The following is a 24,305-nucleotide window of genomic DNA, read 5'->3' on the forward strand; positions in this document are numbered from 1 at the left end:
CGTTACGCTCCACGCTTCCTAACAACCGGCTTCGAACCGATGACCCGTCCGCTTCTGCTGCTCGCCCTGCTGTCCCTGCCGCTGGCCGGCTTCGCTTCCAGCTTCGCCGGCACGTCGGCCGGTTCGGCCACGGGCGCTTCCTCCGGTTCCTCGGGCAGCAGCTCGGGCGATGACAAGGTGGTACTGGCTGCGCGCGACGATGCCGCCGCGTTCGTCGCCAGCGACGGCCAGATCCGTGGCGCTCGCCTGCAGGCGGCGCTTGTCCACCTGCGTGAGCAGAGCACTGCCGCACAGCAGCAGAGCGACCTGGAACTGGCCCGCGCGCTGCTGGCGCGTTGATCCCGTCTTCGGGTAGTGCCGGCCGCTGGCCGGCAACGCCATGACAACTGCAAGGAACGCAGCCACGCACGGCGTGGCTCTACTGCTGATCGCCCACGTCGCGCATGCAGCTGATCGCCTGCAGCTCGACCCGTCTGGTCTCGATCCTGCACAGCAGCAGCTCGCCAGCCAGACCCTCGCCGACGTGCAGTCACTGCTGCCGGAGGGCCTGCTGCGCGCTTTGCCGGCTCAGGTGCAGGTGCGCTGGAGTGATGACCTTCCCGCCAAGGTGCACGGCCGCACGTTCGGCGGTCGCATCACGTTGCGCCGCGACCTGCTGGATGACGGCATGCCCGGCGCCCGCCGTGCGCGCCGCAGCGCGCTGGTGCACGAGCTGACCCACGTTGCAGACCGTGGCGGTGCGGACTGGTCGCAGAGCATGCGTTGGCGTGATCTCGCGGGCTGGCAGCGCAAGCCCTGGCGCCTCGGCCGTGGCGGCAACGATTTCCATGACCGCAGCCCGGATGTCTATGAGCTGGCGAACCCGGCCGAGTACCTGGCCGTGAACGCCGAGCATTTCGTGCTCGACGGCGAGTTCGCCTGCCGGCGTCCGGCGTTGGCGCAGTGGTACCAGGCGCATTTCGGAACACCGCCGTCGCTGCCACAGCCGCAGTGCTCCACGACGCTGCCCTTGCTGCAGGCCGAATCGGAGGAGGGCGCTGCATCGCTGCTGCAGCTCGACCCGGCGCGCGTCTACGCGGTGGACTACCTGTTCGCCGAAGGCAGTGCGCAGCCGATGAGTCGCTGGGGACACAGCATGCTGCGGCTGGTGATCTGCAAGCCGGGCCGCGCACCTGGGCCTGACTGCCGCCTGGACCTGGAGTACCACCGCGTGCTGTCGTTCCGTGCCTTCGTGGGTGACGTGCAGATTTCCAACTGGCGCGGGCTGACCGGTGGCTATCCGTCGCGGCTGTTCGTACTGCCCCTGCAGCAGGTGGTGGACGAGTACACCAAGGTCGAGCTGCGCGGGCTGCAGTCGCTGCCGCTACAGCTGGACCGCAGCGAAATCGCCAGCCTGCTCGAGCGCACCGCGCAGGTGCACTGGAGCTATGACGGGCGCTATTACTTCGTCAGCAACAACTGCGCGGTGGAAACCGCCAAGCTGCTGCAGGCCGGTGTGCCGGGGCTGGGCGAGGCCGGGCTGGCCCAGTTGAGCCCGCGTGGTTTGAAGCGGCGACTGGTGCGGCTGGGCGTGCTCGACGAGGGGGTGCTGACGGACCGCAATGCAGCGCAGGCGCAGGGCTACTACTTCGCCTCGGCGCGCGACCACTACCAGCAGTTGTTCGCAGTGGCCGCGGCCCAGCTGGCCTTGCCCGCGCGTGATGTGCGCGGCTGGTTGAAGCTGCCTGCGCAGCGGCGGGCACCGTGGCTGCTGCAGGGTGACCTGCGTGCCAGTGCCGGCCTGTTGCTGCTTGAACAGGCCGCGCAGCGGCGCGCCGAGCTGCGCGCACGCGATGTGCTCAAGCGGCAGCTGCTGGCCGCACCGGACAGCGCTGAAGCGCGCAGCCTGCGGGGCTTGCTGGAGCAGAGCGGGCAGTGGCTGCGCCCGGGGACGCTGCTGCAGGACGGCGGCTATGGATTGCCGCTGGGTGACGAGCGGGCGCTGCTGTCCGAGGCCGTGGCCACTGCCAGCGCGCAGGCGGTCCCGGCGTGGCAGGCACTGCGCGTGCAGCTGCGCCAGCAGCTGCCGATCCGTCAGCGCGAGGAAATGGATGCGATCGACGCCAATCTGGCCGCACTCGGTGCACACCTGCGCATGCAGGCAGCCGGTACGGCTACTGGCGCGGCAGTTCGATGACGAAGCGGCTGCCGCCGGCGCTGCCCGGGATGCAGTAGACGCGGCCACCGTGTGCATCGGCAATGGCCTTGACCACCGCCAGGCCGAGCCCGCTGCCGCCGCCCTGGCGCGAACGCGAGCCATCGGCACGCATGAACGGGGTGAAGATATCCGTGTGCAGTTCCGGGTCGATGCCCGGGCCCTCGTCTTCGATCGAGACCAGCACGTGGCCGGGCGTGTCGTGCACGGCGATCCGTACCTTGCCCGGGCTGGCGTAGCGACGCGCGTTTTCCAGCAGCGCCAGCAGCGCCTGGCGCAGGCGGGTCGGGTCGCAGTGCGCGTTGTGTTCCTCGCGGCTGGTTTCCAGCTCCAGCACGAAGCCGGCGGCACGGAACTGCGGGTCGACCAGGGTCATCACCGAATGCACCTCGGCCACCACGTCGGTGCGCGCGCGGCGCACGTCCAGCCGCGCATTGTCGGACAGGCTCAGCACGCGCAGATCCTCGATCAGCCGTGACAGCCCTTCGACCTGGGCCAGCAGGCTGCGGAACTGGGATTCGTCGGGCTGGAACACGCCCTCGGCCAGCCCCTGCAGGCGGCCGCGCAGGATCGTCACCGGCGTGCGCAGCTCATGGGCGATGGCGGCGTGCCACATCGCGCGCTCGCTCTCCATGTGCTGCAGGCGGCGCGCCATCGCATTGAAGTCCTCGACCAGGGTCGCCACTTCGCCCGGCGAATTTTCCTCGACGCTGGCGCGTGCACCCAGGTCGCCGCCCGCGAGCGCACGCACGCTGTCCACCAGCGAATTCAACGGCGACAGGATGCGGTGGGCGAGGCGGAACGAGGCGGCGATGGCCAGCGCCAGCCCGGTCAGGATCACGCCCACCATCCATGCCAGTTCCGGCCCGGTCGGCAGCCAGCTTTCCGGCTCCTCGGCACTGCCGGGGAAGAACTCGACCAGCACCGCGTACAGCAGCCACGATGACAGGATCATCATCACGATGACGCCGATCACCATCAGCGACATCGAAACAATGATGTGGCGGCTCAGCCCGGAGCGGCGCAGGGGGGGCATCAGCGGTCGGCCATCAACCGGTAGCCGACGCCACGCACGCTGGCTGGGACGTTGACCATGCCCACCTCATCCAGCTTGCGGCGCAGCTTGCTGACATGGCTGTCGACGGTGCGCTCCAGTGCTTCGCTTTCCGGCAGGCATTCGTGCATCAGTTCGCTGCGGCTGAAGATGCGCGTCGGCGCCAGCGCCATGCAGTGCAGCAGCTTGAATTCGGTGAGGGTGAGCAGGACTTCGTGGCTGTAGCCTTCACCCTCCACGTGCACGGCGTGGGTGGCCGAGTCGATCAGCAGCGGGCCGACGCGCAGCGCGCTGGGTGCATCCACGCGCGAGGCGCGCAGCGTACGCCGCAGCACCGCGCGCACGCGCGCCGCCACTTCGGCCGGATTGAACGGTTTGACCACGTAGTCGTCGGCGCCCATGCGCAGTGCGGTCAGCTTGTCCAGGTCCTGGTCCAGCGCGGTCAGCATGATCACCGGCGTTTCGCCGCGCTGGCGCAGCTGGGTCAGCACGCTCCAGCCATCCAGGCGCGGCAGCTGCACGTCGAGCAGGACCAGGTCGGGGCGGGCGCTGCGGTGCAGGTCCAGGGCGCTGTGGCCGTCGGCGGCGCGCAGCGTGCGCAGTCCTTCGCGTTCCAGATAGGCGGTGAGAATATCGGCGATCTCGGCCTCATCCTCGACGATCAGGACGAGGGCGGCGAGGGCAGGGGAGGCATGCATGTAGGGGCGGGGCCTTAAGGTGCTTGCCTCCATCGTATCTCCACAGTTCCTCCATCGAAACCCCATCATCGCCACGCACACTGGGTTCTTCAGAACCTTTCAGCCGCCTGCGCGGCATTGTGCACAGCAATGAGAACCTTCAGGACTCCGGTCGCGTTGATCGCGGCCCTCGCCTTGGCCATGACGGCCTGCTCCACCCCCGAAGCCACGCCGGAAGCCGCACCCCGCGTCAGCGTAGTCGCCGTCGGCCCACAGGTGGTGCAGCGTGACGACGAACTGCCTGGCCGCGTGGCCGCCGTGCGCACCGCGCAGATCCGAGCGCAGGTGGGGGGCATCGTGCAGCGCCGCCTGTTCGAACAGGGCGCCGAAGTGGCCGCCGGCCAGCCTCTTTTCCAGATCGATCCGGCAGCATTCCGCGCCGATGTCGATTCGGCGTTGGCCGCGCTGCAGCGCAGTGAAGCGGCGCTGGGCCGCAGTCGCGTGCAGTCGCAGCGCCTGCACGCCCTGGCTGCCGCGCAGGCGGTCAGCCAGCAGCATCGCGACGACGCCAGTGCCGAGTACGAGCAGGCGCGCGCGGCGGTGAATGAAGCGCGCGCGATCCTGTCCCGTCGCCAGCTCGACCTGCGCTATGCGACGGTCAGCGCACCGATTGCCGGCCGTATCGATCAGGCATTGGTCACCGAAGGTGCGCTGGTGGGCGTGGCCGATGCCGAGCCGATGGCGGTGGTGCAGCAGATCGACCAGGTCTACGTGGACGTGCGCCAGCCGGCGGCGCAGCTGGAGTCGCTGCAGCGCAGTGCCGCCGGTGGTGGCGAGCTGCCGGTGACGATCATCGGTGCCGCCGGCAAGCCGCTCCCCGAGCGCGGCCAGCTGCTGTTCTCCGGCATCAATGTCGATGCACGCACCGGCGATGTGATCCTGCGCATCCTGGTCGACAACCCGCAGCGCCAGCTGTTGCCCGGCATGTACGTGCGCGCGAAGGTGCCACGCGGTGCCCCGGCCAGTGCACTGACCGTGCCGCAGCAGGCCGTGCTGCGCAGTGCTGGCGGCCAGGCCTACGCCTGGGTGATCGGCGCCGACGGCAAGGCGGTGATCCGCACGCTGGAGGTGGACGGCAGCGTTGATCGCCAGTGGCTGGTGCGTACCGGCCTGAAGGCGGGCGAGAAGGTGGTGGTCGAGGGCCAGGAGCGCCTGCAGGAAGGCGTGGTGGTCGATGCGCGCGACTGGCAGAGGCCGGTCGCCAGCGCCGGTGCGATGCAGGCCGGCAGCAAGGGCTGAGCCTTTCCCGGGCCGGTCCCTCCAGGGAAATCCAACATGGCACGTTTCTTCATCGATCGCCCGGTGTTCGCCTGGGTGCTGGCGATCTTCATCATCCTGGCCGGCGTGTTGGCGATTCCGCAGCTCGCCGTGGAGCGCTATCCGGCGGTTGCGCCGCCGAGCGTCAGCATCTATGCCAGCTACCCGGGTGCCAGCCCGCAGACGCTGAACGATGCGGTGGTCGGCCTGATCGAGCGCGAGCTGTCCAGCGTCAAGCACCTGCTGTACTTCGAATCGTCGGTGGACACCTCCGGTGAAGCCTCGATCACCGCCACGTTCAAGCCCGGTACCAACCCCGAGCTGGCGCAGGTGGACGTGCAGAACCGGATCAAGGCGATCGAGCCGCGCCTGCCGCGCAGCGTGCGCCAGAACGGCCTGTTCGTGGAGGCCGCCGATTCCGGCTTCCTGATGCTGGTCGGCCTGCGTTCGCCGGATGCCAGCGTCAGCGAGGCGGCGCTGGGCGATTTCATGGCGCGCAACATCATCGAAGAGCTGCGCCGCATCGATGGCGTCGGCCGCGTGCAGTTGTTCGGTGCCGAGCAGGCGATGCGCGTGTGGCTGGACCCGACCCGGTTGACCGGCTACGGCCTGACCATGGGCGATGTGGCCGCCGCCATCGAGCAGCAGAACCTGGAGATCTCGCCGGGACGCATTGGTGATTCGCCGGGTGTTCCAGGCCAGCGCATCACCGTGCCGCTCAGCGCCGAGGGCCAGTTGTCCACGCCGGAACAGTTCGCCGCCATCGTGCTGCGTGCCGGGGCCGACGGTTCACGGGTGGTGCTGGGCGATGTCGCCCGCGTTGAACTGGGCGCGCAGAGCTATGCCTGGGGCACCCGCGAGGACGGCCATCCGGCCACCGCCGCCGGCGTGCAGCTGCGTCCCGGCGCGAACGCGGTGCGTACCGCGTCGGCGGTGCGTGAGCGCATGGCCGAACTGGCGCCGCTGCTGCCACGCGGCGTGGAATCGAGCATTCCGTTCGACACCGCGCCGTTCGTCAAGATCTCGATCCAGAAGGTGGTGCAGACGCTGCTGGAGGCCATGCTGCTGGTGTTCGCGGTGATGTACCTGTTCCTGCAGAACTGGCGCTACACGCTGATTCCGGCGCTGGTCGCACCGATCGCGCTGCTCGGCACCTTCGCGGTGATGCTGGCGCTGGGCTTCTCGATCAACGTGCTGACCATGTTCGGCATGGTGCTGGCGATCGGCATCATCGTCGACGACGCGATCGTGGTGGTCGAGGGCGTGGAACGGATCATGGCCGAGGAAGGCCTGCCGCCGCGCGAGGCCACCATCAAGGCGATGCGCGAGCTGACCGGTGCGGTGATCGGCATCACCCTGGTGCTGACCGCCGTGTTCATTCCGATGGCCTTGGCCAGCGGCTCGGTGGGCGCGATCTACCGCCAGTTCACCGTGGCGATGGCGGTGTCGATCCTGTTGTCGGCGCTGCTGGCGTTGAGCCTGACGCCAGCGCTGTGCGCGACCCTGCTGCGCCCGAACACCCATGGCCACCATGGTCGTGGTGGGCTGTTCGGTGCCTTCAATCGTGGCTTCGAGAAGATGACCGGGCGCTACCAGCGTGGCGTGGCCTCGGTGCTGCGGCGAAGCGGGCGGGTGATGGGCGTGTTCGCCGCACTGGTGGTGGCGCTGCTGCTGGGCCTGCACTGGCTGCCGGGCGCATTCCTGCCCGAAGAGGACCAGGGCTATTTCATGACCTCGATCCAGCTGCCGGCCGAAGCCACCGCCGAGCGCACGCTGGCCGTGGTCGAAGCCTACGAACGGCATGTGGCCTCGCGCCCAGGCATCGGCTCCAATCAGTCGATCCTTGGCTACAGCTTCTCTGGCTCCGGCCCGAGCGCGGCGCTGACCTACACCATGCTGAAGGACTGGGGCGAGCGCGCAGGCGCCACCGCGGCCGGCGAGGTGGAGGCCGCGCAGAAGGCGATGTCCACGATTGCCGAGGGCGAGGTGATGAGCGTGATGCCGCCGGCGATCGACAGCCTGGGCCGTTCGTCCGGGTTCTCGCTCGCCCTGCAGGCGCGTACCGGGCAGAGCCAGGCCGAGCTGCGCGCGGCCCTGCAGCAGCTGCTGAAGCTGGCCGAGGCCAGCCCGCTGCTGTCCGAGGTGCATGCCGATGGCCTGCCTGCAGGCACCAGCGTGCGGCTGGACATCGACCGCGCCAAGGCCGAGGCGATGGGCGTGGGCTTCGAACACATCAGCAGCACGCTGTCGGCTGCGATGGGCTCGCAGTACGTCAATGACTTCCCCAACAAGGGCCGGTTGCAGCAGGTGATCCTGCAGGCCGACGCGCCGCACCGCATGGAACTGGAGGACGTGCTGAAGCTGTACGTGCGCAACAGCGAGGGCGGCATGGTGGCGCTGTCCGAACTGGTGACCCCGCACTGGACCGAGGCGCCGCTGCAGCTGCAGCGCTACCTCGGCTTCCCGGCGCTGAACCTGTCCGGCGCCCCGGCCTCCGGGGTGTCGACCGGCCAGGCCATGGCGGAGATGGAGCGGCTGGCCGAAAAACTGCCGTCCGGCTTCGCCCTGCAGTGGACCAGCCAGTCGCTGCAGGAGCGTGAGTCGGGCGCGCAGGCGCCGTGGCTGCTGCTGTTGTCGATGCTGGTGGTGTTCCTGGTGCTGGCGGCGCTGTACGAGAGCTGGTCGATTCCGCTGGCGGTGATGCTGGTGGTGCCGTTGGGCCTGCTCGGCGCGGTCGCCGCCGTGTTGTTGCGCGGCATGCCCAACGACGTGTTCTTCAAGGTCGGCATGATCACCGTGATCGGGCTGTCGGCGAAGAACGCGATCCTCATCGTCGAGTTCGCGCGGCAGCTGCAGCAGCAGGGGCGCGGCCTGGTTGAAGCAGCGCTGGAGGCGGCGCGCCTGCGCCTGCGGCCGATCGTGATGACCTCGCTGGCGTTCGCGCTGGGCGTGGTGCCGCTGATGCTGGCGCAGGGCGCGTCGAAGGAAACCCAGCAGGGGATCGGAACCGGCGTGTTCGGCGGCATGGTCAGTGCGACCGTGCTGGCGGTGTTCTTCGTGCCGGTCTTCTATGTAGTGGTGCAGGGCGCGCGGCAGTGGATCGCGCAACGCCTGCGCAGGCGCCGGCCGATGCCGGAAGGATCCGTGGATGGAACGGGATATCGTTGAAGACCTGCATGAGCGGCAGTTGCTGGCGCTGGAGCAGCGCCTGTGCGCGGCGCTGCTGGAGAATGATCACGATGCGCTGACTGCACTGGTATCGCCAGCCTTGTTCATGATGGACGGGCAGGGCGGGCGCATGCTCGAGCTGCCGTGGCTGGGTGACTGGCTGGCCGGCAGCCTGCAGGTGCGCAGCCTGCAGTCGTACGCGGTGGAAACGCTGCTGTGTGGCCGTCTGGCGTTGCTGTCCAGCGACGTGCGATTGTCCGTGCGGCAGCAGGGCCGGGAGCATGAGCTGAAGCTGCGCCTTCTGCGGGTCTGGACCTGCAGTTCCGGCGGCAGCGGTGCGCAGCTGTTGTCGATGGCGGTGCTGGCCGCATGAGCGCGGTCAGGCCGCTTTCAGGCCCCGCTCACCGGCAGGTGGTAGGGTCGAAGATCTCTGTAGTGTCGACAAGGAGTCGAGCCATGCGTGTAGTTCCCAGTCTGTTGGCAGCCTCCCTCGGGTTGGTGCTGGCCGCGTGCCAGCCGGCACAGCCGCCCGCCGCGAGCGGCAATGATGCCGCGCCGCCGGCCGCGCCCGAACCGGCCGCCGGCGCCGGTACCGGCAGCGAGACCACTTACCAGTGTGGTGATCTGAGCGTGCGCGCGACCTTCAACGGCGAGGATGCGGCCACGGTGGTGATTGGCGAACGCACCTTCGCCATGACCTCCGAGCGTGCGGCGTCGGGTGCCAAGTACGGCGATGGCAAGGGCAACAGCTTCTGGACCAAGGGCAGCGATGACGGCCTGTTGAGCCTGAAGGGCGAAGCCGATCGCGAGTGCCATGCGGTCGAAGCCACCGAAGGCGATGGCAGCGCCGGCAATGCCGCGTTCCGTGCCACCGGCAATGAACCCGGCTGGCTTGCAGTCGTTGATGGCGATGCGCCGGGCCTGCAGGTGGAAGTCGATTATGGCGAGCGTCGCTTCGATGTGGCCAAACCCACCGAAGGCGCTGACGGCTGGAGCGGCAAGGCGTCTGATGGCACCGACGTCAAGCTCAGCTTCCAGCGCACCACCTGCCAGGACGACATGAGTGGCGAGGCATTCGATGCCAAGGTGAACCTGACCATCGGCACCCGCCAGTACCACGGTTGTGGCAATTTCGGCGCGAAGCAGCCGTAAGCCATCTGTAGAGCCGAGCCCACGCTCGGCTCTACATCATCGAGGGGTCAGCCCCCGCAGGGCTTCAGGTCGAGATCGAAGTCCAGGTCATAGCGTGTGTTGATTCCGATCAGCGCTGCGCGGACAGCGCAGTCACCGCGATGACGCGCGACCAGATCGGTGAAGATCTTCTCGCGGCCCTCGCAGTACTTCACGCTGGCCTCTTCCAGTTCGCGGCGACGCTCGTCGTCGTACGGCTCTTCGCCGGCGAAATGCTGGCAGGTGTTCTCGCGCGCGAGGAAGGCCTGCACGTCGGCCGGCATCGCGCAGTAGATGCGCACGTCATCGGCGTCGTACACATCGCCTGGGACCGGGCAACCGGCAGCCGCACGTGCCTTGTCCAGCTCTTCATCGCCTGAGGTCAGGTCGGTAGCGGGCTCCGCTTTGGCGGTGGCCTCGACGGCGGCCGGTGCCTCCACCGCAGGTGCGGCCGTCACGGCCGGAGTGGCCTTCGGCGTGGCGTCGGCAGCGTTGTCCGCTGCCTGCGGCGAGCACGCCGCAAGCAGGGACAGGCAGCCGATCAGCGCAAGGCGCTTAGTCGGCACGGCCAGCGAATTCGCCGGTGGCGGTGTTCACCAGCACGCGTTCGCCGTTGACGATGTACTCCGGCACCATGATCTCGATGCCGGTGTTGAGCTTGGCCGGCTTCGGGCGCTTGGTGGCGGTGCCGCCCTTCAGTTCCGGCGGGGTTTCGATCACTTCCAGCACCACCGAGGCCGGCAGCTGGATCGCCACCGGCTGCTCGTCGATCACCTGCACGTAGATGCCGGTCAGGCCGTCGGTGATGTAGCCGGCGTCGTCGCCGATCACGTCCGCGTCCAGGGTGTACGGGGTGTAGTCCTCGTCATCGAGGAACACGAACGCATCGCCATCCTTGTACGAATAGGTGGACTGGCGGCGCAGCAGTTCGACCTCGACCAGGTTGTCGTCGGCATCGAAGCTGGCATCGAGCTTGTTGCCGCCCGGCACGCTGTACATGATGAAGCGGAAGCGGACGTTGCCGCCGCGACCCTGCGGCGAGCTGCGCTCGATGTCGCGGATCTGGTACACGCCGTTGTTGTACTCGACGACGTTGCCCTTCTTGATGTCGTTGGCTTTCATGGTGATCTAGGTCGTTGGGGGAGGGCGCCGTCCCGGCGCCCGGGGGGAATCACTTCGGAGCGAGGCGGGTAGCGCCGTCCAGGCGGATGGTCTCGCCGTTGAGGTAGGTGTTGCCGAGGATGAAGCCGACCAGGCTGGCGAAGTCTTCCGGCTTGCCCAGGCGCGACGGGAACGGGATCGACGCGGCCAGCGACTGCTGCACCGCCTCGGGCATGCCATCCACCATCGGCGTCCAGAACACGCCCGGGGCGATGGTGTTGACGCGGATGCCGAAGCGCGACAGTTCGCGCGCCATCGGCAGCGTCATCGACACCACGCCGCCCTTGCTGGCTGCATAGGCGGCCTGGCCGATCTGGCCTTCATAGGCGGCGATGCTGGCGGTGTTGATGATCACGCCGCGCTCGCCGTCGGTGCCGGCTTCGTTGTGCTGCATGCGGTTGGCCGCGGCCTTGGCCACGTTGAAGCTGCCGACCAGGTTGACCATCACCGTGCCCTGGAAGCCGGCCAGCGGCATCGGGCCTTCCTTGCCCAGCACGCGGCCGGCGCCGAGGATGCCGGCGCAGTTCATCGCCACGTTCAGGCCGCCGAGGAAATCGTGGGCCTGGTCGATGGCTGCCGAGACGGCCGCTTCATCGCTGACGTTGACGTTGAAATAGCGGGCCTTGTCGGTACCCAGCCCGGCAACGGCGGAGGCGCCCTTGTCGTCGTTGAGGTCGAACAGGGCCACCTTGCCGCCCTGGGCGACGAGGTGCTGGGCCACGGCCAGGCCGAGGCCGGAAACGCCGCCAGTGATCACGGCACGTACGGAAGACAGCTGCATTGAACGGTCCTGCAGGTTCGAGAACCGCCGATTCTAACGGAAGCCGCGACCGCCGCTGTTGTGCACTGCGCCGCCTTTACGGGGCGGCGCAGCGCAACGGTCAGCCGGCGGCGGCCAGCGCCTGCCCGGTGCGGCTGGCGGTGGCGCGGCCGAGCAGGCCGGCCAGCCAGCGGCCGGTCTCGGCCAGTGCCGGCAGGTCCACGCCGCTGTCCAGGCCCAGGCCCTGCAGCAGGTAGACCACATCCTCGCTGGCGACGTTGCCGCTGGCGCCCTTGGCATACGGGCAGCCACCGGCGCCGGACACCGCGCTGTCGACCACGCGCACGCCTTCTTCCAGGCAGGTGGCGATGTTGGCGATGGCCTGGCCGTAGGTGTCGTGGAAGTGCACGGCCAGTGCCGCCATCGGAATCTCGGCGGCAACCGCCTGCAGCATCGCCCGTGCCTTGCGCGGGGTGCCGACGCCGATGGTGTCGCCCAGCGAGATTTCGTAACAGCCCATCTGGTGCAGGGCACGCGCCACCCGCACCACGTCGGCCAGTGGCACCTCGCCCTGGTAGGGGCAGCCGAGCACGGTGGAGACGTAGCCGCGCACGCGCACGCCATCGGCGGCGGCGCGGCGCAGGATCGGCTCGAACCGGGCCAGCGATTCGTCGATGCCGGCATTGGTGTTGGTACGGTTGAATGCCTCGGAGGCGGCGGTGAACACCGCCACTTCCTCCACGCCCACCGCACGGGCGCGGTCGTAGCCCTGTTCGTTCGGTACCAGCACCGGGTAGTGGATGCCGGGCCGGCGCTGGATGCCGGCGTAGACCTCGGCGGCGTCGGCCAACTGCGGGATCCACTTCGGGCTGACGAAGCTGGTCGCCTCGATGCTGCGCAGGCCGGTGGCCGACAGGCGGTTGATCAGTTCGATCTTGTCGGCGGTGGCCACCGACTGCTTTTCGTTCTGCAGGCCGTCACGCGGGCCGACCTCGACGATGCGGACGTAGTCGCTCATGCGGCCACCTCGCTGACGGGGCGATGGCAGACCGCCTCGATGTTGTTGCCGTCCGGGTCGAGCACGAAGGCGCCGTAGTAGTCGGGGTGGTACCACGGGCGCAGGCCCGGCGCGCCGTTGTCGCGGCCGCCGGCGGCGAGGGCGGCGGCATGGAAGGCGTCCACCTGGTCGCGGCTGGTGCAGGCGAAGGCCACGTGCACGCCGTGGCTGGCGGTGCCGCCATTGCCGAGCCAGAAGAACGGCTTGCCGTCGCTGCCGAAGCCGATGTGGTCGTGCGCGCCGGTCTGTTCGGCGGTCACTTCCATCATCACGCCGATCTGCAGCGGCGCCAGTGCCTGCAGGAAGAAGGTCTTGCTGCGCGCCAGGTCGGCGCTGGTCAAACCAAGATGATCGAGCATGTTCAGGCTTCCGTGACCCAGTGGGGCGCGCGCTTGTCGAGGAAGGCGCCCAGGCCTTCCTGGCCCTCGGCGGACACCCGCAGGCGCGCGATCAGGGCGGCATTATCCCGATCCAGCGCGTCGCGGTCATGGCTGTCGCGGACCTGCCGGACCAGCTGCTTGGCGGTGGACGAGGCGATCGGGCCGGCCTTGTCGAGCAGGGCCAGCTGGCGCTCCAGCGCTTCGTCCAGACGCTCGGGCTCGACCAGCTGGTGGACCAGGCCGATGCGCAGCGCCGTTTCGGCGTCGAAGTGCTCGCCGGTGGCGAACCAGCGGCGCGCCTGGCGCGGGCCGATGGCTTCGATCACGTAGGGCGAGATCACCGCCGGCAGCAGGCCCAGGCGGCTTTCGGTCAGGCCGAAGCGGGCCGAGGTGCTGGCGATGGCGATGTCGCAGCAGGCGACCAGGCCGACGCCGCCACCGAAGGCCGCGCCGTGGACCCGGGCCAGGGTCGGCTTGGGCAGCTCGTCCAGGGTGCGCATCAGCCGCGCCAGGGCCAGCGAGTCCTCGCGGTTGTCGGCCTCGCTGGCGGCGGCCATGCCGCGCATCCACTGCATGTCGGCACCGGCCGAGAAGGAGGCGCCGTGGCCGGCGACCACCACGGCCCGGACCGAATCGTCGCGGCCGGCGGCTTCCAGTGCGGCGGTCAGCCGGGCGATCAGGCTGGCGTCAAAGGCGTTGTGCAGCTCCGGCCGGTTCAGCCAGAGAGTGAGGGTGGCGCCGCTGCGCTCGATCTGCAAAGCATCGTTCATGGGATTCCAGGGTCACTCCATACCTGTATGGATCATAGCGGGCCATTGGTCATGGGCCATGACGCGACGCGGGAATGTTAGAATCGAGAACCATTTACATCCAGCAGAGAACACGCTAGATGACGCTGTCCGAACTGCCGCTGCACACCTCGGCCGTGGTCGAGTCCGTGCAGGACCTGCATGCCAACGATGCCATTGCCCGTCGCCTGCGCGAGCTGGGTTTCGTGAAGGGCGAGGAGGTGCGCCTGGTGGCCAAGGGCCCGGTGGGGGGCGAACCGCTGCTGGTGCAGGTCGGGTTCACCCGGTTCGCGCTGCGGATCAGTGAAGCCAAGCGCGTCGTGGTCGACGCCGCCAGCCAGGAACGACGTGCATGACCGCTACCACCGCCACCGCCCCCCTGCGCATCGCGCTGGTCGGTAACCCCAACAGTGGCAAGACCGCGCTGTTCAACCAGCTGACCGGCAGCCGCCAGAAGGTCGCCAACTACACCGGCGTCACCGTCGAGCGCAAGGAAGGCCGCCTGCGCGCGCCGTCCGGCCGTGAATTCGCCGTGCTTGACCTGCCGGGCGCCTACAGCCTGCAGCCGGCCAGCCTGGACGAGGCGATCACCCGCGACCTGTGCCGGGGCTTCTACCCGGGCGAAGCCGCGCCGGACGTGCTGCTGTGCGTGATCGATGCCACCAACCTGCGCCTGCACCTGCGTTTCGCGCTGGAACTGCGCGAACTGGGCAAGCCGATGGTGGTGGCCCTGAACATGGTCGATGCGGCCCAGCGCCGCGGCATCCAGGTGGACGTGGCGGCGCTGGAGCGCGAGCTGGGCGTGCCGGTGGTGGAGACCGTGGCGGTGCGCAAGCAGGGTGCCAAGGCGCTGGTCGAGCGCTTGGATGCCATGGTGCCGCACCTGGATGCGCCGGTGCCGGGCCCGGAGGGTGGCATCGACTACCATGCCAAGGTGCGCGAGATCCTGTCGGTCGCCGTGCGCATGCCGGCGCGGACCGCGAAGATCGACGACGCGCTGGACCGCTGGCTGCTGCACCCGGTGTTCGGCCTGGTCAGCCTCGCCGTGGTGATGTTCCTGATCTTCCAGGCGGTGTACGCCTGGGCGACGCCGGTGATGGACGGCATCGAGGCCGGTTTCGCCTGGCTCGGTACTTTCGTCGGCAGCGCGCTGCCGGAAGGCCCGCTGGCCAGCCTGCTGACCGACGGCATCATCGCCGGCGTCGGTGGCGTGGTGGTGTTCCTGCCGCAGATCCTGATCCTGTTCTTCTTCATCCTGGTGCTGGAGGAATCCGGCTACCTGCCGCGTGCGGCATTCCTGCTCGACCGCATGATGGCGGCCGCCGGCCTGTCCGGCCGTTCGTTCATCCCGCTGCTGTCCAGCTTCGCCTGTGCGGTGCCGGGCATCATGTCCACGCGCAGCATCCAGGACCCGCGTGACCGCCTGGCCACGATCCTGGTGGCGCCGCTGATGACCTGTTCCGCACGCCTGCCGGTGTACGCGCTGCTGATCGGTGCGTTCATTCCGCAGAAGACGGTGTGGGGCGTGTTCAACCAGCAGGGCCTGGTGCTGTTCGGCCTGTACGCGGCGGGCATCCTCAGTGCGCTGGCGATGTCGTGGATCATGAAGAAGTGGCGCCGCGACAAGAGCGAGCACCCGCTGATGCTGGAGCTGCCGTCGTACCGCCTGCCGCACGTGCGCGACCTGGCGGTGGGCCTGTACGAGCGCGGCATGATCTTCCTCAAGCGCGTTGGCGGCATCATCCTGGCGCTGACCATCCTGTTGTGGGTACTGCTGTCGTTCCCGGCGGCACCGGCTGGCGCCACGATGCCGGCGATCGACTACAGCTTCGCCGGCCAGATCGGTCATGCGATGGCGGTGTTCTTCGCGCCGCTGGGCTTCAACTGGCAGATCTGCATTGCACTGATTCCGGGCCTGGCTGCGCGCGAAGTGGCGGTGTCCTCGCTGGCGACCGTGTACGCGCTGTCGGCGGCCGATGACGATGCCGCCAGCCAGGCGCTGACTCCGCTGATCAGCGACGGCTGGTCGCTGGCCACCGCGCTGTCGCTGCTGGTCTGGTACATCTACGCCCCGATGTGCATCTCGACGCTGGCCACCATCAAGCGCGAGACCAATTCGTGGAAGACGATGGCCTTCTCGGCGTTCTGCCTGTTTGCTGCGGCCTACGTGGCTGCGCTGATCACCTACCAGGTGACCAGGGCGCTGGGAGGCGGCTGATGGATACCGGCCTGCTGCTGCAGTACCTGATCATCGCGGTGGCCGTGCTGGTCAGTGCCTGGGTGGTGCTGAAGAAGCAGTTCCCCGGCACGGTGCGCAAGCTGCGCGGGGCGTTGGCGCTGGCCCTGCTGAAGCCGGGCCGCGCGGCCTGGGCGCAGGCGCTGGGGCGGAAAATCGCGCCGCCGGCCACGGGCGGCGGTGGTGCCTGTGGCGGTTGCGACAGCTGCGGACCGACGCCGCCCAAACAGCACTGACTCTGCCTTGGTAGGTGCGAACCTTGGTTCGCACGCTCCCGCATCCACGCATGGCGTGGATCTACTAGACCTCTCTGCGGATGAGCGCGCGGAAGTTTCCGTCCTGATTCAGTCGCCGCACCGATTCGCGGTTTCCATGGGCTGCCGCGAAGCCCGCCACGTCGGCCAGGGCATCAAGCAGCAGGCCTTTCAGTCCGTCACGGTTTCCGGCCTCCAACAGGTCGTCAAGGTCCTGCTGGATGAACGCCCGGCGCAGGCCCGGCGTTTCTTCGATCCGCCAGTCGACATGGGGCGTGGGGATGCTGGAGCGGTACCTGAAAGCCGTTTCAAGATCGTCAGGCGCGAGGGGGTACTCGAGCAGCTCTGGAAAGTAGAGCCCGGCATTCACATAGAAACCCCGGCTTTCGCTGGCGCGTTGGTGATTCACGACAAGCAGGGCGGCATCCAGCAAGCGGTAGCGGGTCGTCGACGTGCCGGCAAAGCCGGTCTTCCGGGCGCACTTGCTGAAGACGGTCGAGGATTTCATGGGCTTTGCCTGGGCCGGAAGCGGGGCCCACAGCCTTGAGGCGCAGTGCCTGGCGGTCAATTGGCAAACGCGACACTGGAACGTGGCCCGTATTTCATCCACGCATGGCGTGGATCTACCTGGCGCGTGAACCCAGCTCTGCTGCCAACGCCAGCCATCGTTCCCGCTGCGCCGGGCTGCTGCTGCGTACCGCACCGAGTCGGCTGACCCGCACCGGGCGGATGCCGCAGAATTCCAGGATGGTGGCGCGGATCTGGGTGATGCCCGGGTCGCGGTAGATCCAGCGGTAATACCAGGGCGGCGTATCCAGCGTGGTGATCACCCGCGCGCTGCGGCCAGCCAGCAACCGGTCCCACCACACCGAATCGCGCCGGTAGCGGAAGGCGTACCCCGGCAGCAGCACGCGATCGAAGAAGCCCTTCAGCAGCGCCGGCATCGCACCCCACCAGGTGGGATAGACCAGCACCAGATGATCGCAGGCCTCGATCGCATCCGCCGCGTCCTGCAGGCCGGCTTCCAGTGGCTGGATCTGGCGGTAGCCATGGCGCAGCACCGGATCGAACTCGAGGTCACCCAATGCGATCAGGCGCACCCGATGGCCGGCATTCTCGGCAGCCGTGGCGTAGCGCTGGGCGAGGGCGCCGCACAGGCTGTCGCGGTCGGGATGGCCAAGCAGGATCAGGATGGAACGGGACACGGCAACCTCGGGCAATGGAATGTGCGCGAGGTTGGGCTATGCCCCAGGGGCAGAGTCAAACGCCAGGGGTGCAGCCGCTGGGTTGCAGGGTGCAGTCACCATTGCCGGAGTGCAGCCACTGCCGCAGTTCGTCGCTGACCTGCTGCAGGTGGAGCTCGACCTGCGCCAGCCGTGCCCGCTCGCTGGCAATGCGGCTGCGCTGCTGCTCAAGCAGGGCCAGCACCGCCGGCCAGTCGAGCCGTCCGTCGCGGCCCTGCAGGCGGGATACTGCGGCCAGGGTGATGCCCAGCGCCAACGCCTGGCGGATCAACTGCACCCAGGCCACATCCTGTTCGCTGTAGTCGCGATAGCGGTTCAGTCGTGGCACCGGTGGCAGCAGTCCGCGCGCCTCGTACAGGCGGATGGCCTTGGCGCCGGCACCGGTCAGGCGGCTGACCTCGGAAATGCGCATTGCCTCAGTCCCGCACCAGACCGCCATCGACCACCAGGTTCTGCCCGGTCACCGCGCGCGACCACGGGCTGGCGAAGAACAGCGCGGCATCGGCGAACTCGGTCGGGGTGGTGACGCTGCGCAGCGGCGTGTTTGCGGCGATGTAGTCGAACACCGCTTCCGGCGTGGCGGCGCTGGCATCGGTAGTGCGCAGCAGGCCACCGGACAGCATGTTCACGGTGATGCCATGCGGGCCGAGGTCGCCGGCCAGGGTGCGGGTCAGCGACAGCAGTGCGGCCTTGGCGGCGGTGTAGTCGTGGTAGGGCACGACCGGGTTCTGGAACAGATTGGTGCCGATGTTGATGACCCGGCCGAAGCGACGGGCCTGCATGCCGGGCAGGGCGGCCTGCACGGTGTTCAGCGCGCCACGCACGCTGCCCTCGAACTGCGCCTGGAACGCCGGCCAGCCGATGGCAGCAGCGCCGTCGCGGGCATCACCATTGAACGAGAAGGCGGCCAGCGCGTTGTTGACCACCGTGGTGACGCCCTGGCCGAAGTGCCCCAGCGCCTGCTGCAGCATCGCATCGACCTGGCCGCGGTCGGTGACGTCGGCCGGCAGCGCGATCGCCTGGCCGCCCAGCTCGGCGGCCAGCGCACGTGCGGCGACTTCGCTGCGGTGATAGTTGACGATGACGCGCGCGCCCTGCGCCGCGAACGCGCGGGCGATGTGCTGGCCGAGGCCGCGGCCGGCGCCGGTGACCAGCACCAGCTGTTCGCTGATCTGCATGAGGGGGCTGCCATCCATTGCATGAAAGGGCATGCAGCGTAGCAGTGATGGCGCTTGCCGGAGCAGGCGTGCTGCCGCTAGCCTGCAGGCATGAACCAGACTCCCCTGCGATTGCTTATTCACGGTGCCTCCGGGCGCATGGGCCAGGCCCTGCTGCGGCTGGCCGCCGAACATCCCGAAACCCTGCAGATCGTGGCCGCAGTGACCGGCCGTGCGCCGGCGCAGCGCGTGGTCGACGGCGTGCCGTTCTTCGGTGCCAGCGAACTGTCCGGCGCGCCGGTGTTCGACGTGGCGATCGACTTCAGCCTGCCGGAGGGTTTCGACCCGCTGCTGGCGTTGTGCGTGGAGCGGGGTGCAGGGCTGGTGTCGGGCACCACCGGCATCTCCAGCGCGCAGCGGCAGGCGTTGGAGGCCGCTGCGGCGTCCATCCCGCTGGTCTGGGCCTCGAACTTCAGCCTGGGCGTGGCGGTACTGGACGAGCTGGTGGAACGCGCGGCGCAGGCGCTGGCCGGCTGGGACTGTGACATCGTCGAATCGCACCACACGCAGAAGAAGGACGCGCCGTCGGGCACCGCGCTGACCCTGGGCGCGGCCGCGCAGCGGGGCGGGGCGGAGCCGCATTACGCCAGCCTGCGTGCCGGCGACATCGTCGGCGAGCATCTGGTGCAGTTCACCGGCCCGGGCGAGCGCATCGAGCTGGTGCACCGGGCCACCAACCGCGACATCTTCGCCCGCGGCGCCCTGTTCGCCGCCCGCCAGCTGCAGGGCCGGGCCCCGGGCAGCTATCGGGTGCGGGACCTGCTGCAGTAAGGCGGGCTGATTCCTGGGGTCGGATCCCTTTCCAGCGGAAAGGGCTCTGACCCCATCCGAGGGCGCCTGGGGTCAGAGCCTTTCCCATCCGGGAAAGGATCCGACCCCGCCTCCGGCCCGCATACGCCGCCGGATTGAAATGAATGCGCAATCGCCTGTTTACAATGCGCGATAACCGCTGGCGCGAGCGCCCCGGCAGCGCTACAATTCGCACTCGCCGAATCACGAAAGCCGGACCGGTCCCAGACCGTACGTCCGCGCTTTTTTGCAACCGGATTTCCGTGAAGCGCAGGCGTGACTTCGGCAGCCCCCTCGGTAGCCAAAGTGAGATTCCCGTGACCCAAGCCGCAATCCTCGTCCTCGAAGACGGCACCGTATTCGAGGGCGAATCCGTAGGCGCGCCCGGCCTGTCCGTCGGTGAGGTGGTGTTCAACACCGCCATGACCGGCTACCAGGAAGTGCTGACCGACCCGTCCTACGCCCGGCAGATGGTCACGCTGACCTATCCGCATATCGGTAACACCGGCATGACCGACCAGGACAATGAAGCGTCCAAGGTGTGGTCGGCCGGCCTCATCGTGCGCGACGTTCCGCGCCGTCCCAGCAACTGGCGCAGCCAGGTGTCGCTGCAGGACTGGCTGATCCAGCGTGGCGTGGTCGCCATCGCTGGCATCGACACCCGCAAGCTGACCCGCATCCTGCGCGAGAAGGGCGCGCAGAACGGTGCGCTGATGGCCGGTGACATCGACGTGGAAAAGGCACTGGAAGCCGCCCGCAAGTTCCCGGGGCTGAAGGGCATGGATCTGGCCAAGGTCGTCACTACCGAGAAGACCTACACCTGGACCGAGGGCCAGCTGGACCTGGATGCCAATGCCTTTGTCAGCGTGCCGGCGAAGTTCAAGGTCGTGGCCTACGATTTCGGCGTGAAGACCAACATCCTGCGCATGCTGGCCGAGCGCGGCTGCGAAGTGACCGTGGTGCCGGCGCAGACCCCGGCCGCCGAAGTGCTGGCGCTGAAGCCGGACGGCGTGTTCCTGTCCAACGGCCCGGGTGACCCGGAACCGTGCGACTACGCGATCGAAGCGATCAAGACCTTCATCGACGTGAAGATCCCGACCTTCGGCATCTGCCTGGGCCACCAGCTGCTGGGCCTGGCCTCGGGCGCACAGACCATGAAGATGGGCCACGGCCACCACGGTGCCAACCACCCGGTGCAGGACCTGGACAGCGGCCGGGTGATGATCACCTCGCAGAACCACGGCTTCGCGATCGATGAAGCGACCCTGCCGGCGACCCTGCGCGTGACCCACCGCTCGCTGTTCGACGGCACCAACCAGGGCGTGGCCCGCACCGACGTGCCAGCGTTCTCGTTCCAGGGCCATCCGGAAGCGTCGCCCGGCCCGACCGATGTCGGTCCGCTGTTCGACCGCTTCGTGGTGCTGATGGAGCAGGCCAAGGCGTGATCAGTACGCCGCCGGCCCGCCGGTGGCGTCGCGATGGACCGTAAACCCCGCATCGCTGCTGCCGCTGGCGCGGCGCTGCGGATCAAGATTCCTGATCGACAGCGTGCGATCACCCCCCTTGTCACGCTGTACTGACTTAGAGAAGAAAATGCCCAAGCGCACTGACCTCAAGACCATCCTCATCATCGGTGCTGGCCCGATCGTCATCGGCCAGGCCTGCGAGTTCGACTACTCCGGCGCCCAGGCCTGCAAGGCCCTGCGTGACGAGGGTTACCGCGTGGTGCTGGTCAACAGCAACCCGGCCACGATCATGACCGACCCGGAGATGGCCGACGCCGTCTACATCGAGCCGATCAACTGGCAGACGGTCGAGAAGATCATCGCCAAGGAGAAGCCCGATGCGCTGCTGCCGACCATGGGTGGCCAGACCGCGCTGAACTGCGCGCTGGACCTGGCCGACCACGGCGTGCTGGAGAAGTACAACGTCGAACTGATCGGCGCCAAGCGCGAAGCGATCCGCATGGCCGAAGACCGCGAGCTGTTCCGCGTCGCCATGGGTGAGATCGGCCTGGAATGCCCGACCGCCGCCGTCGCCCACACGCTGGACGAAGCGCTGGAAATCCAGACCCGCGTCGGCTACCCGACCATCATCCGCCCCAGCTTCACCCTGGGCGGCAGCGGTGGTGGCATCGCCTACAACCGCGAAGAGCTGGTCGAGATCGTCAGCCGCGGCCTGGAACTGTCGCCGACCACCGAAGTGTTGGTGGAAGAGTCGGTGCTGGGCTGGAAGGAGTTCGAGATGGAAGTGGTCCGCGATACCGCGGACAACTGCATCATCGTCTGCTCGATCGAAAACCTGGACCCGATGGGCGTGCACACCGGTGACTCGATCACCGTGGCGCCGGCGCAGACCCTGACCGACAAGGAATACCAGCGCCTGCGCGACGCCTCCATCGCCGTGCTGCGCAAGATCGGCGTCGATACCGGTGGCTCGAACGTGCAGTTCGGCATCAACCCGAAGACCGGCCGCGTGGTCGTCATCGAGATGAACCCGCGCGTGTCGCGTTCCTCGGCGCTGGCCTCCAAGGCCACCGGCTTCCCGATTGCCAAGGTCGCCGCCAAGCTGGCCGTGGGTTACACCCTGGACGAACTGAAGAATGAAATCACCGGTGGCCTGACCCCGGCCTCGTTCGAGCCGTCGATCGACTACGTCGTCACCAAGATCCCGCGCTTCGCCTTCGAGAAGTTCCCGGCCGCCGATGCGCGCCTGACCACCCAGATGAAGTCGGTGGGCGAGGTGATGGCAATGGGCCGCACCTTCCAGGAGTCGGTGCAGAAGGCGCTGCGTGGCCTGGAAACCGGCAAGGTCGGCTTCGACCCGACCGGCCTGGACCTGAGCAACGAGGAAGACCTGCAGACCCTGCGTCGCGAGCTGAAGGCGCCGGGCCCGGAGCGCCTGTTCTTCGTCGCCGATGCGTTCCGCGCCGGCATGAGCGTGGAAGAGATCTACGCGCTGTCGTTCATCGATCACTGGTTCCTGGACCAGATCGAGGAAATCATCGCTGCGGAAGCTGACGTCGCCGCCGGTGGCATCGACGCGCTGGACGCCGCACGCCTGCGCAAGCTGAAGCGCGCTGGCTTCTCCGACGCGCGCCTGGCGCAGCTGACCGGAACCAACGAAGCCGCCATCCGCGCGCTGCGTCGTGCGCACAAGGTGCGCCCGGTCTACAAGCGCGTGGACTCCTGTGCCGGTGAATTCTCCACCGGTACCGCCTACCTGTACTCGACCTACGAGGACGAGTGCGAGGCTGCGCCGAGCAACCGCGACAAGATCATGATCCTGGGCGGTGGCCCGAACCGCATCGGCCAGGGCATCGAGTTCGACTACTGCTGCGTGCACGCGGCACTGGCGCTGCGCGAGGATGGCTATGAAACCATCATGGTCAACTGCAACCCGGAAACCGTGTCGACCGACTACGACACCTCCGACCGCCTGTACTTCGAACCGCTGACCCTGGAAGACGTGCTGGAAATCGTCGAACTGGAACAGCCGAAGGGCGTGATCGTGCAGTACGGCGGGCAGACCCCGCTGAAGCTGGCGCGCGCGCTGGAAGCCAACGGCGTGCCGGTGATCGGCACCAGCCCGGACTCGATCGACCTGGCCGAAGACCGCGAGCGCTTCCAGCAGCTGGTCGACAAGCTGGGCCTGAAGCAGCCGCCGAACCGCATCGCCCGCAACGACCAGGAAGCCCTGCTGCTGGCCCGCGAGATCGGCTACCCGCTGGTGGTGCGCCCGAGCTACGTGCTGGGCGGCCGTGCGATGGAGATCGTCTACGGCGAAGCCGACCTGGCCCGCTACGTGCGCGACGCGGTGAAGGTGTCCAACGATTCGCCGGTGCTGCTGGACCGCTTCCTCGACAACGCCGTCGAGTGCGACGTCGACATCATTGCCGATGCGCAGGGCAACGTCCTGATCGGCGGCGTAATGGAGCACATCGAAGAAGCCGGCGTGCACTCGGGCGATTCCTCGTGCTCGCTGCCGCCGTACTCGCTGTCGGCTGAAACCCAGGCCGAGCTGCGCCGCCAGGTGGTGGAACTGGCCAAGGCCCTGAACGTGGTCGGCCTGATGAACACCCAGTTCGCGATCCAGACCAGCGATGAAGGTGCCGACACCATCTACCTGCTGGAAGTGAACCCGCGTGCCTCGCGCACCGTGCCGTTCGTGTCCAAGGCCACCGGCATGCCGCTGGCCAAGATCGCCGCCCGCTGCATGGCCGGCAAGACGCTGGCCGAGCAGGGCGCGACCAAGGAAATCGTGCCGGACTACTACTCGGTGAAGGAAGCGATCTTCCCGTTCGCCAAGTTCCAGGGCGTCGACCCGATCCTCGGGCCGGAGATGCGCTCCACCGGTGAGGTGATGGGCGTCGGCCGCACCTTCAACGCTGCCTTCGCGCGTGCGCAGGAAGCGGGAGGCATCAAGGCGCCGCCGGTCGGCAAGGCCTTCGTCTCGGTCCGCGATCCGGACAAGAAGCGCGTGCTGCCGGTGGCCAAGGCGCTGCTGGCGCGTGGCTACAGCCTGGTCGCCACCCGTGGCACCGCCGCATGGCTGCAGCAGCACGGCATGGACTGCGAGATCATCAACAAGGTGGTCGAAGGCCGTCCGCACATCGTCGACTCGATCAAGAACGGTGAGATCGTCTACATCGTCAACACGACTGAAGGTCGTTCGGCGATCAACGACTCGTTCTCGATCCGTCGCGAGGCGCTGCAGCATCGCGTCACCTACTCGACCACCATTGCCGGCGCCAAGGCGCTGGTGGATTCACTGGAATTCCGTGGCACCGGCCCCGTCTGGTCGCTGCAGGAGCTGCACAAGGAGTTGAATGCATGAGAG

24 protein-coding genes are annotated in these 24,305 nt (G+C 68.1%); 12 read left to right on the top strand and 12 right to left on the bottom strand.

Annotated features, from left to right (window positions below; translation table 11 throughout):
• The first annotated feature begins 39 nt into the window (after positions 1 to 39).
• Both ACZK1G_RS10130 and ACZK1G_RS10135 read left to right on the top strand, forming a co-directional pair.
• Positions 40 to 339, top strand: a complete 300-nt coding sequence (locus ACZK1G_RS10130; RefSeq protein WP_014037036.1) for a DUF2388 domain-containing protein — start codon at positions 40 to 42, stop codon at positions 337 to 339.
• A gap of 40 nt (positions 340 to 379) precedes the next feature.
• The gene (locus ACZK1G_RS10135) at positions 380 to 2,176 is read left to right on the top strand and encodes a DUF7844 domain-containing protein (RefSeq protein WP_101765374.1); all 1,797 of its coding nucleotides are present in this window, start codon (positions 380 to 382) and stop codon (positions 2,174 to 2,176) included.
• On the opposite strand, the gene ACZK1G_RS10140 is transcribed toward ACZK1G_RS10135, so the two are convergent.
• The gene (locus ACZK1G_RS10140) at positions 2,154 to 3,230 is read right to left on the bottom strand and encodes an ATP-binding protein (RefSeq protein WP_049444824.1); all 1,077 of its coding nucleotides are present in this window, start codon (positions 3,228 to 3,230) and stop codon (positions 2,154 to 2,156) included. The genes ACZK1G_RS10135 and ACZK1G_RS10140 overlap by 23 nt on opposite strands.
• Positions 3,230 to 3,946 (bottom strand): response regulator, encoded by a 717-nt coding sequence (locus ACZK1G_RS10145; RefSeq protein WP_197622240.1) that lies wholly within the window; start codon positions 3,944 to 3,946, stop codon positions 3,230 to 3,232. The genes ACZK1G_RS10140 and ACZK1G_RS10145 overlap by 1 nt, the downstream gene beginning before the upstream one ends.
• Positions 3,947 to 4,075: 129 nt before the next feature.
• Here ACZK1G_RS10145 and ACZK1G_RS10150 point away from each other — a divergent pair, with 129 nt between their 5' ends.
• The 4 genes from ACZK1G_RS10150 to ACZK1G_RS10165 all read left to right on the top strand — a co-directional run bounded on the left by ACZK1G_RS10150 (position 4,076) and on the right by ACZK1G_RS10165 (position 9,562).
• Entirely contained in the window at positions 4,076 to 5,224 is a 1,149-nt protein-coding gene (locus tag ACZK1G_RS10150) for an efflux RND transporter periplasmic adaptor subunit (protein WP_049444827.1), read from the top strand.
• Between the two features lie 36 nt (positions 5,225 to 5,260).
• The gene (locus ACZK1G_RS10155; RefSeq protein ID WP_101765376.1) at positions 5,261 to 8,410 is read left to right on the top strand and encodes a multidrug efflux RND transporter permease subunit; all 3,150 of its coding nucleotides are present in this window, start codon (positions 5,261 to 5,263) and stop codon (positions 8,408 to 8,410) included.
• A complete protein-coding gene (locus tag ACZK1G_RS10160; protein WP_049444831.1) occupies positions 8,391 to 8,783 on the top strand; it encodes a nuclear transport factor 2 family protein in 393 nt (130 codons plus the stop codon). The genes ACZK1G_RS10155 and ACZK1G_RS10160 overlap by 20 nt, the downstream gene beginning before the upstream one ends.
• 83 nt (positions 8,784 to 8,866) lie before the next feature.
• The gene (locus ACZK1G_RS10165; protein ID WP_049444833.1) at positions 8,867 to 9,562 is read left to right on the top strand and encodes a COG3650 family protein; all 696 of its coding nucleotides are present in this window, start codon (positions 8,867 to 8,869) and stop codon (positions 9,560 to 9,562) included.
• A gap of 47 nt (positions 9,563 to 9,609) precedes the next feature.
• On the opposite strand, the gene ACZK1G_RS10170 is transcribed toward ACZK1G_RS10165, so the two are convergent.
• The 6 genes from ACZK1G_RS10170 to ACZK1G_RS10195 form a co-directional block, all read right to left on the bottom strand.
• On the bottom strand, positions 9,610 to 10,146 hold the full coding sequence (locus ACZK1G_RS10170) for a hypothetical protein (RefSeq protein ID WP_101765377.1): 537 nt from the start codon (positions 10,144 to 10,146) through the stop codon (positions 9,610 to 9,612).
• The gene (gene yeiP / locus ACZK1G_RS10175) at positions 10,136 to 10,702 is read right to left on the bottom strand and encodes an elongation factor P-like protein YeiP (protein ID WP_005409468.1); all 567 of its coding nucleotides are present in this window, start codon (positions 10,700 to 10,702) and stop codon (positions 10,136 to 10,138) included. Before yeiP ends, ACZK1G_RS10170 begins: the two co-directional genes overlap by 11 nt.
• 49 nt (positions 10,703 to 10,751) lie before the next feature.
• Positions 10,752 to 11,522, bottom strand: a complete 771-nt coding sequence (locus tag ACZK1G_RS10180; RefSeq protein ID WP_014037045.1) for an SDR family oxidoreductase — start codon at positions 11,520 to 11,522, stop codon at positions 10,752 to 10,754.
• Positions 11,523 to 11,622: 100 nt separating this feature from the next.
• Positions 11,623 to 12,519 (bottom strand): hydroxymethylglutaryl-CoA lyase, encoded by an 897-nt coding sequence (locus ACZK1G_RS10185; RefSeq protein ID WP_049444837.1) that lies wholly within the window; start codon positions 12,517 to 12,519, stop codon positions 11,623 to 11,625.
• Positions 12,516 to 12,917 carry a VOC family protein gene (locus ACZK1G_RS10190; protein WP_101765378.1) on the bottom strand — a complete coding sequence of 134 codons (402 nt, stop codon included), beginning with the start codon at positions 12,915 to 12,917 and terminating at the stop codon, positions 12,516 to 12,518. Before ACZK1G_RS10190 ends, ACZK1G_RS10185 begins: the two co-directional genes overlap by 4 nt.
• A 2-nt stretch (positions 12,918 to 12,919) precedes the next feature.
• The gene (locus ACZK1G_RS10195; protein WP_101765379.1) at positions 12,920 to 13,708 is read right to left on the bottom strand and encodes an enoyl-CoA hydratase/isomerase family protein; all 789 of its coding nucleotides are present in this window, start codon (positions 13,706 to 13,708) and stop codon (positions 12,920 to 12,922) included.
• 119 nt (positions 13,709 to 13,827) lie between these two features.
• On the opposite strand from ACZK1G_RS10195, the gene ACZK1G_RS10200 reads away from it, so the two are divergent.
• Genes ACZK1G_RS10200 through ACZK1G_RS10210 form a run of 3 tightly spaced genes read left to right on the top strand, consistent with a single transcriptional unit; the run spans position 13,828 to position 16,198 of the window.
• Positions 13,828 to 14,082, top strand: coding sequence for a FeoA family protein (locus tag ACZK1G_RS10200; protein ID WP_005409473.1), 255 nt, complete (start codon positions 13,828 to 13,830; stop codon positions 14,080 to 14,082).
• Entirely contained in the window at positions 14,079 to 15,944 is a 1,866-nt protein-coding gene (feoB, locus tag ACZK1G_RS10205; RefSeq protein WP_201016791.1) for a ferrous iron transporter B, read from the top strand. The genes ACZK1G_RS10200 and feoB overlap by 4 nt, the downstream gene beginning before the upstream one ends.
• Positions 15,944 to 16,198 carry a DUF6587 family protein gene (locus tag ACZK1G_RS10210; RefSeq protein ID WP_101765381.1) on the top strand — a complete coding sequence of 85 codons (255 nt, stop codon included), beginning with the start codon at positions 15,944 to 15,946 and terminating at the stop codon, positions 16,196 to 16,198. The genes feoB and ACZK1G_RS10210 overlap by 1 nt, the downstream gene beginning before the upstream one ends.
• Before the next feature lie 64 nt (positions 16,199 to 16,262).
• On the opposite strand, the gene ACZK1G_RS10215 is transcribed toward ACZK1G_RS10210, so the two are convergent.
• From ACZK1G_RS10215 to ACZK1G_RS10230, 4 genes are all read right to left on the bottom strand, one after another.
• A complete protein-coding gene (locus tag ACZK1G_RS10215; RefSeq protein ID WP_049444848.1) occupies positions 16,263 to 16,724 on the bottom strand; it encodes a DUF4304 domain-containing protein in 462 nt (153 codons plus the stop codon).
• A 115-nt stretch (positions 16,725 to 16,839) separates the two neighbouring features.
• Positions 16,840 to 17,421, bottom strand: coding sequence for an NAD(P)H-dependent oxidoreductase (locus ACZK1G_RS10220; protein ID WP_049444870.1), 582 nt, complete (start codon positions 17,419 to 17,421; stop codon positions 16,840 to 16,842).
• Between the two features lie 55 nt (positions 17,422 to 17,476).
• Positions 17,477 to 17,872, bottom strand: coding sequence for a MerR family transcriptional regulator (locus ACZK1G_RS10225; RefSeq protein ID WP_197622217.1), 396 nt, complete (start codon positions 17,870 to 17,872; stop codon positions 17,477 to 17,479).
• A gap of 4 nt (positions 17,873 to 17,876) precedes the next feature.
• Complete coding sequence (locus ACZK1G_RS10230) at positions 17,877 to 18,638, bottom strand: 3-oxoacyl-ACP reductase (RefSeq protein WP_424143774.1); 762 nt, start codon at positions 18,636 to 18,638, stop codon at positions 17,877 to 17,879.
• A gap of 90 nt (positions 18,639 to 18,728) precedes the next feature.
• On the opposite strand from ACZK1G_RS10230, the gene dapB reads away from it, so the two are divergent.
• From dapB to carB, 3 genes are all read left to right on the top strand, one after another.
• Positions 18,729 to 19,448 carry a 4-hydroxy-tetrahydrodipicolinate reductase gene (dapB, locus tag ACZK1G_RS10235; protein ID WP_101765383.1) on the top strand — a complete coding sequence of 240 codons (720 nt, stop codon included), beginning with the start codon at positions 18,729 to 18,731 and terminating at the stop codon, positions 19,446 to 19,448.
• A gap of 335 nt (positions 19,449 to 19,783) precedes the next feature.
• Positions 19,784 to 20,911 carry a glutamine-hydrolyzing carbamoyl-phosphate synthase small subunit gene (gene carA, locus ACZK1G_RS10240; protein ID WP_042358678.1) on the top strand — a complete coding sequence of 376 codons (1,128 nt, stop codon included), beginning with the start codon at positions 19,784 to 19,786 and terminating at the stop codon, positions 20,909 to 20,911.
• A 148-nt stretch (positions 20,912 to 21,059) separates the two neighbouring features.
• Positions 21,060 to 24,302, top strand: a complete 3,243-nt coding sequence (gene carB / locus ACZK1G_RS10245; RefSeq protein WP_049444856.1) for a carbamoyl-phosphate synthase large subunit — start codon at positions 21,060 to 21,062, stop codon at positions 24,300 to 24,302.
• Positions 24,303 to 24,305 lie beyond the last annotated feature (3 nt).

Source organism: Stenotrophomonas sp. 109824_Sma, assembly GCF_056480025.1.

Coding starts and splice junctions, on each gene's coding strand:
- ACZK1G_RS10135 (WP_101765374.1), top strand. CDS start 380: ATGACAACTGCAAGGAACGCAGCCACGCACGGCGTGGCTCTACTGCTG.
- ACZK1G_RS10130 (WP_014037036.1), top strand. CDS start 40: ATGACCCGTCCGCTTCTGCTGCTCGCCCTGCTGTCCCTGCCGCTGGCC.
- ACZK1G_RS10195 (WP_101765379.1), bottom strand. CDS start 13,708: ATGAACGATGCTTTGCAGATCGAGCGCAGCGGCGCCACCCTCACTCTC.
- dapB (WP_101765383.1), top strand. CDS start 18,729: ATGAACCAGACTCCCCTGCGATTGCTTATTCACGGTGCCTCCGGGCGC.
- ACZK1G_RS10150 (WP_049444827.1), top strand. CDS start 4,076: ATGAGAACCTTCAGGACTCCGGTCGCGTTGATCGCGGCCCTCGCCTTG.
- ACZK1G_RS10145 (WP_197622240.1), bottom strand. CDS start 3,946: ATGCATGCCTCCCCTGCCCTCGCCGCCCTCGTCCTGATCGTCGAGGAT.
- ACZK1G_RS10190 (WP_101765378.1), bottom strand. CDS start 12,917: ATGCTCGATCATCTTGGTTTGACCAGCGCCGACCTGGCGCGCAGCAAG.
- ACZK1G_RS10225 (WP_197622217.1), bottom strand. CDS start 17,872: ATGCGCATTTCCGAGGTCAGCCGCCTGACCGGTGCCGGCGCCAAGGCC.
- ACZK1G_RS10155 (WP_101765376.1), top strand. CDS start 5,261: ATGGCACGTTTCTTCATCGATCGCCCGGTGTTCGCCTGGGTGCTGGCG.
- ACZK1G_RS10140 (WP_049444824.1), bottom strand. CDS start 3,230: ATGCCCCCCCTGCGCCGCTCCGGGCTGAGCCGCCACATCATTGTTTCG.
- ACZK1G_RS10165 (WP_049444833.1), top strand. CDS start 8,867: ATGCGTGTAGTTCCCAGTCTGTTGGCAGCCTCCCTCGGGTTGGTGCTG.
- carB (WP_049444856.1), top strand. CDS start 21,060: ATGCCCAAGCGCACTGACCTCAAGACCATCCTCATCATCGGTGCTGGC.
- ACZK1G_RS10180 (WP_014037045.1), bottom strand. CDS start 11,522: ATGCAGCTGTCTTCCGTACGTGCCGTGATCACTGGCGGCGTTTCCGGC.
- ACZK1G_RS10230 (WP_424143774.1), bottom strand. CDS start 18,638: ATGCAGATCAGCGAACAGCTGGTGCTGGTCACCGGCGCCGGCCGCGGC.
- ACZK1G_RS10215 (WP_049444848.1), bottom strand. CDS start 16,724: ATGAAATCCTCGACCGTCTTCAGCAAGTGCGCCCGGAAGACCGGCTTT.
- yeiP (WP_005409468.1), bottom strand. CDS start 10,702: ATGAAAGCCAACGACATCAAGAAGGGCAACGTCGTCGAGTACAACAAC.
- ACZK1G_RS10160 (WP_049444831.1), top strand. CDS start 8,391: ATGGAACGGGATATCGTTGAAGACCTGCATGAGCGGCAGTTGCTGGCG.
- ACZK1G_RS10210 (WP_101765381.1), top strand. CDS start 15,944: ATGGATACCGGCCTGCTGCTGCAGTACCTGATCATCGCGGTGGCCGTG.
- ACZK1G_RS10200 (WP_005409473.1), top strand. CDS start 13,828: ATGACGCTGTCCGAACTGCCGCTGCACACCTCGGCCGTGGTCGAGTCC.
- ACZK1G_RS10185 (WP_049444837.1), bottom strand. CDS start 12,519: ATGAGCGACTACGTCCGCATCGTCGAGGTCGGCCCGCGTGACGGCCTG.
- feoB (WP_201016791.1), top strand. CDS start 14,079: ATGACCGCTACCACCGCCACCGCCCCCCTGCGCATCGCGCTGGTCGGT.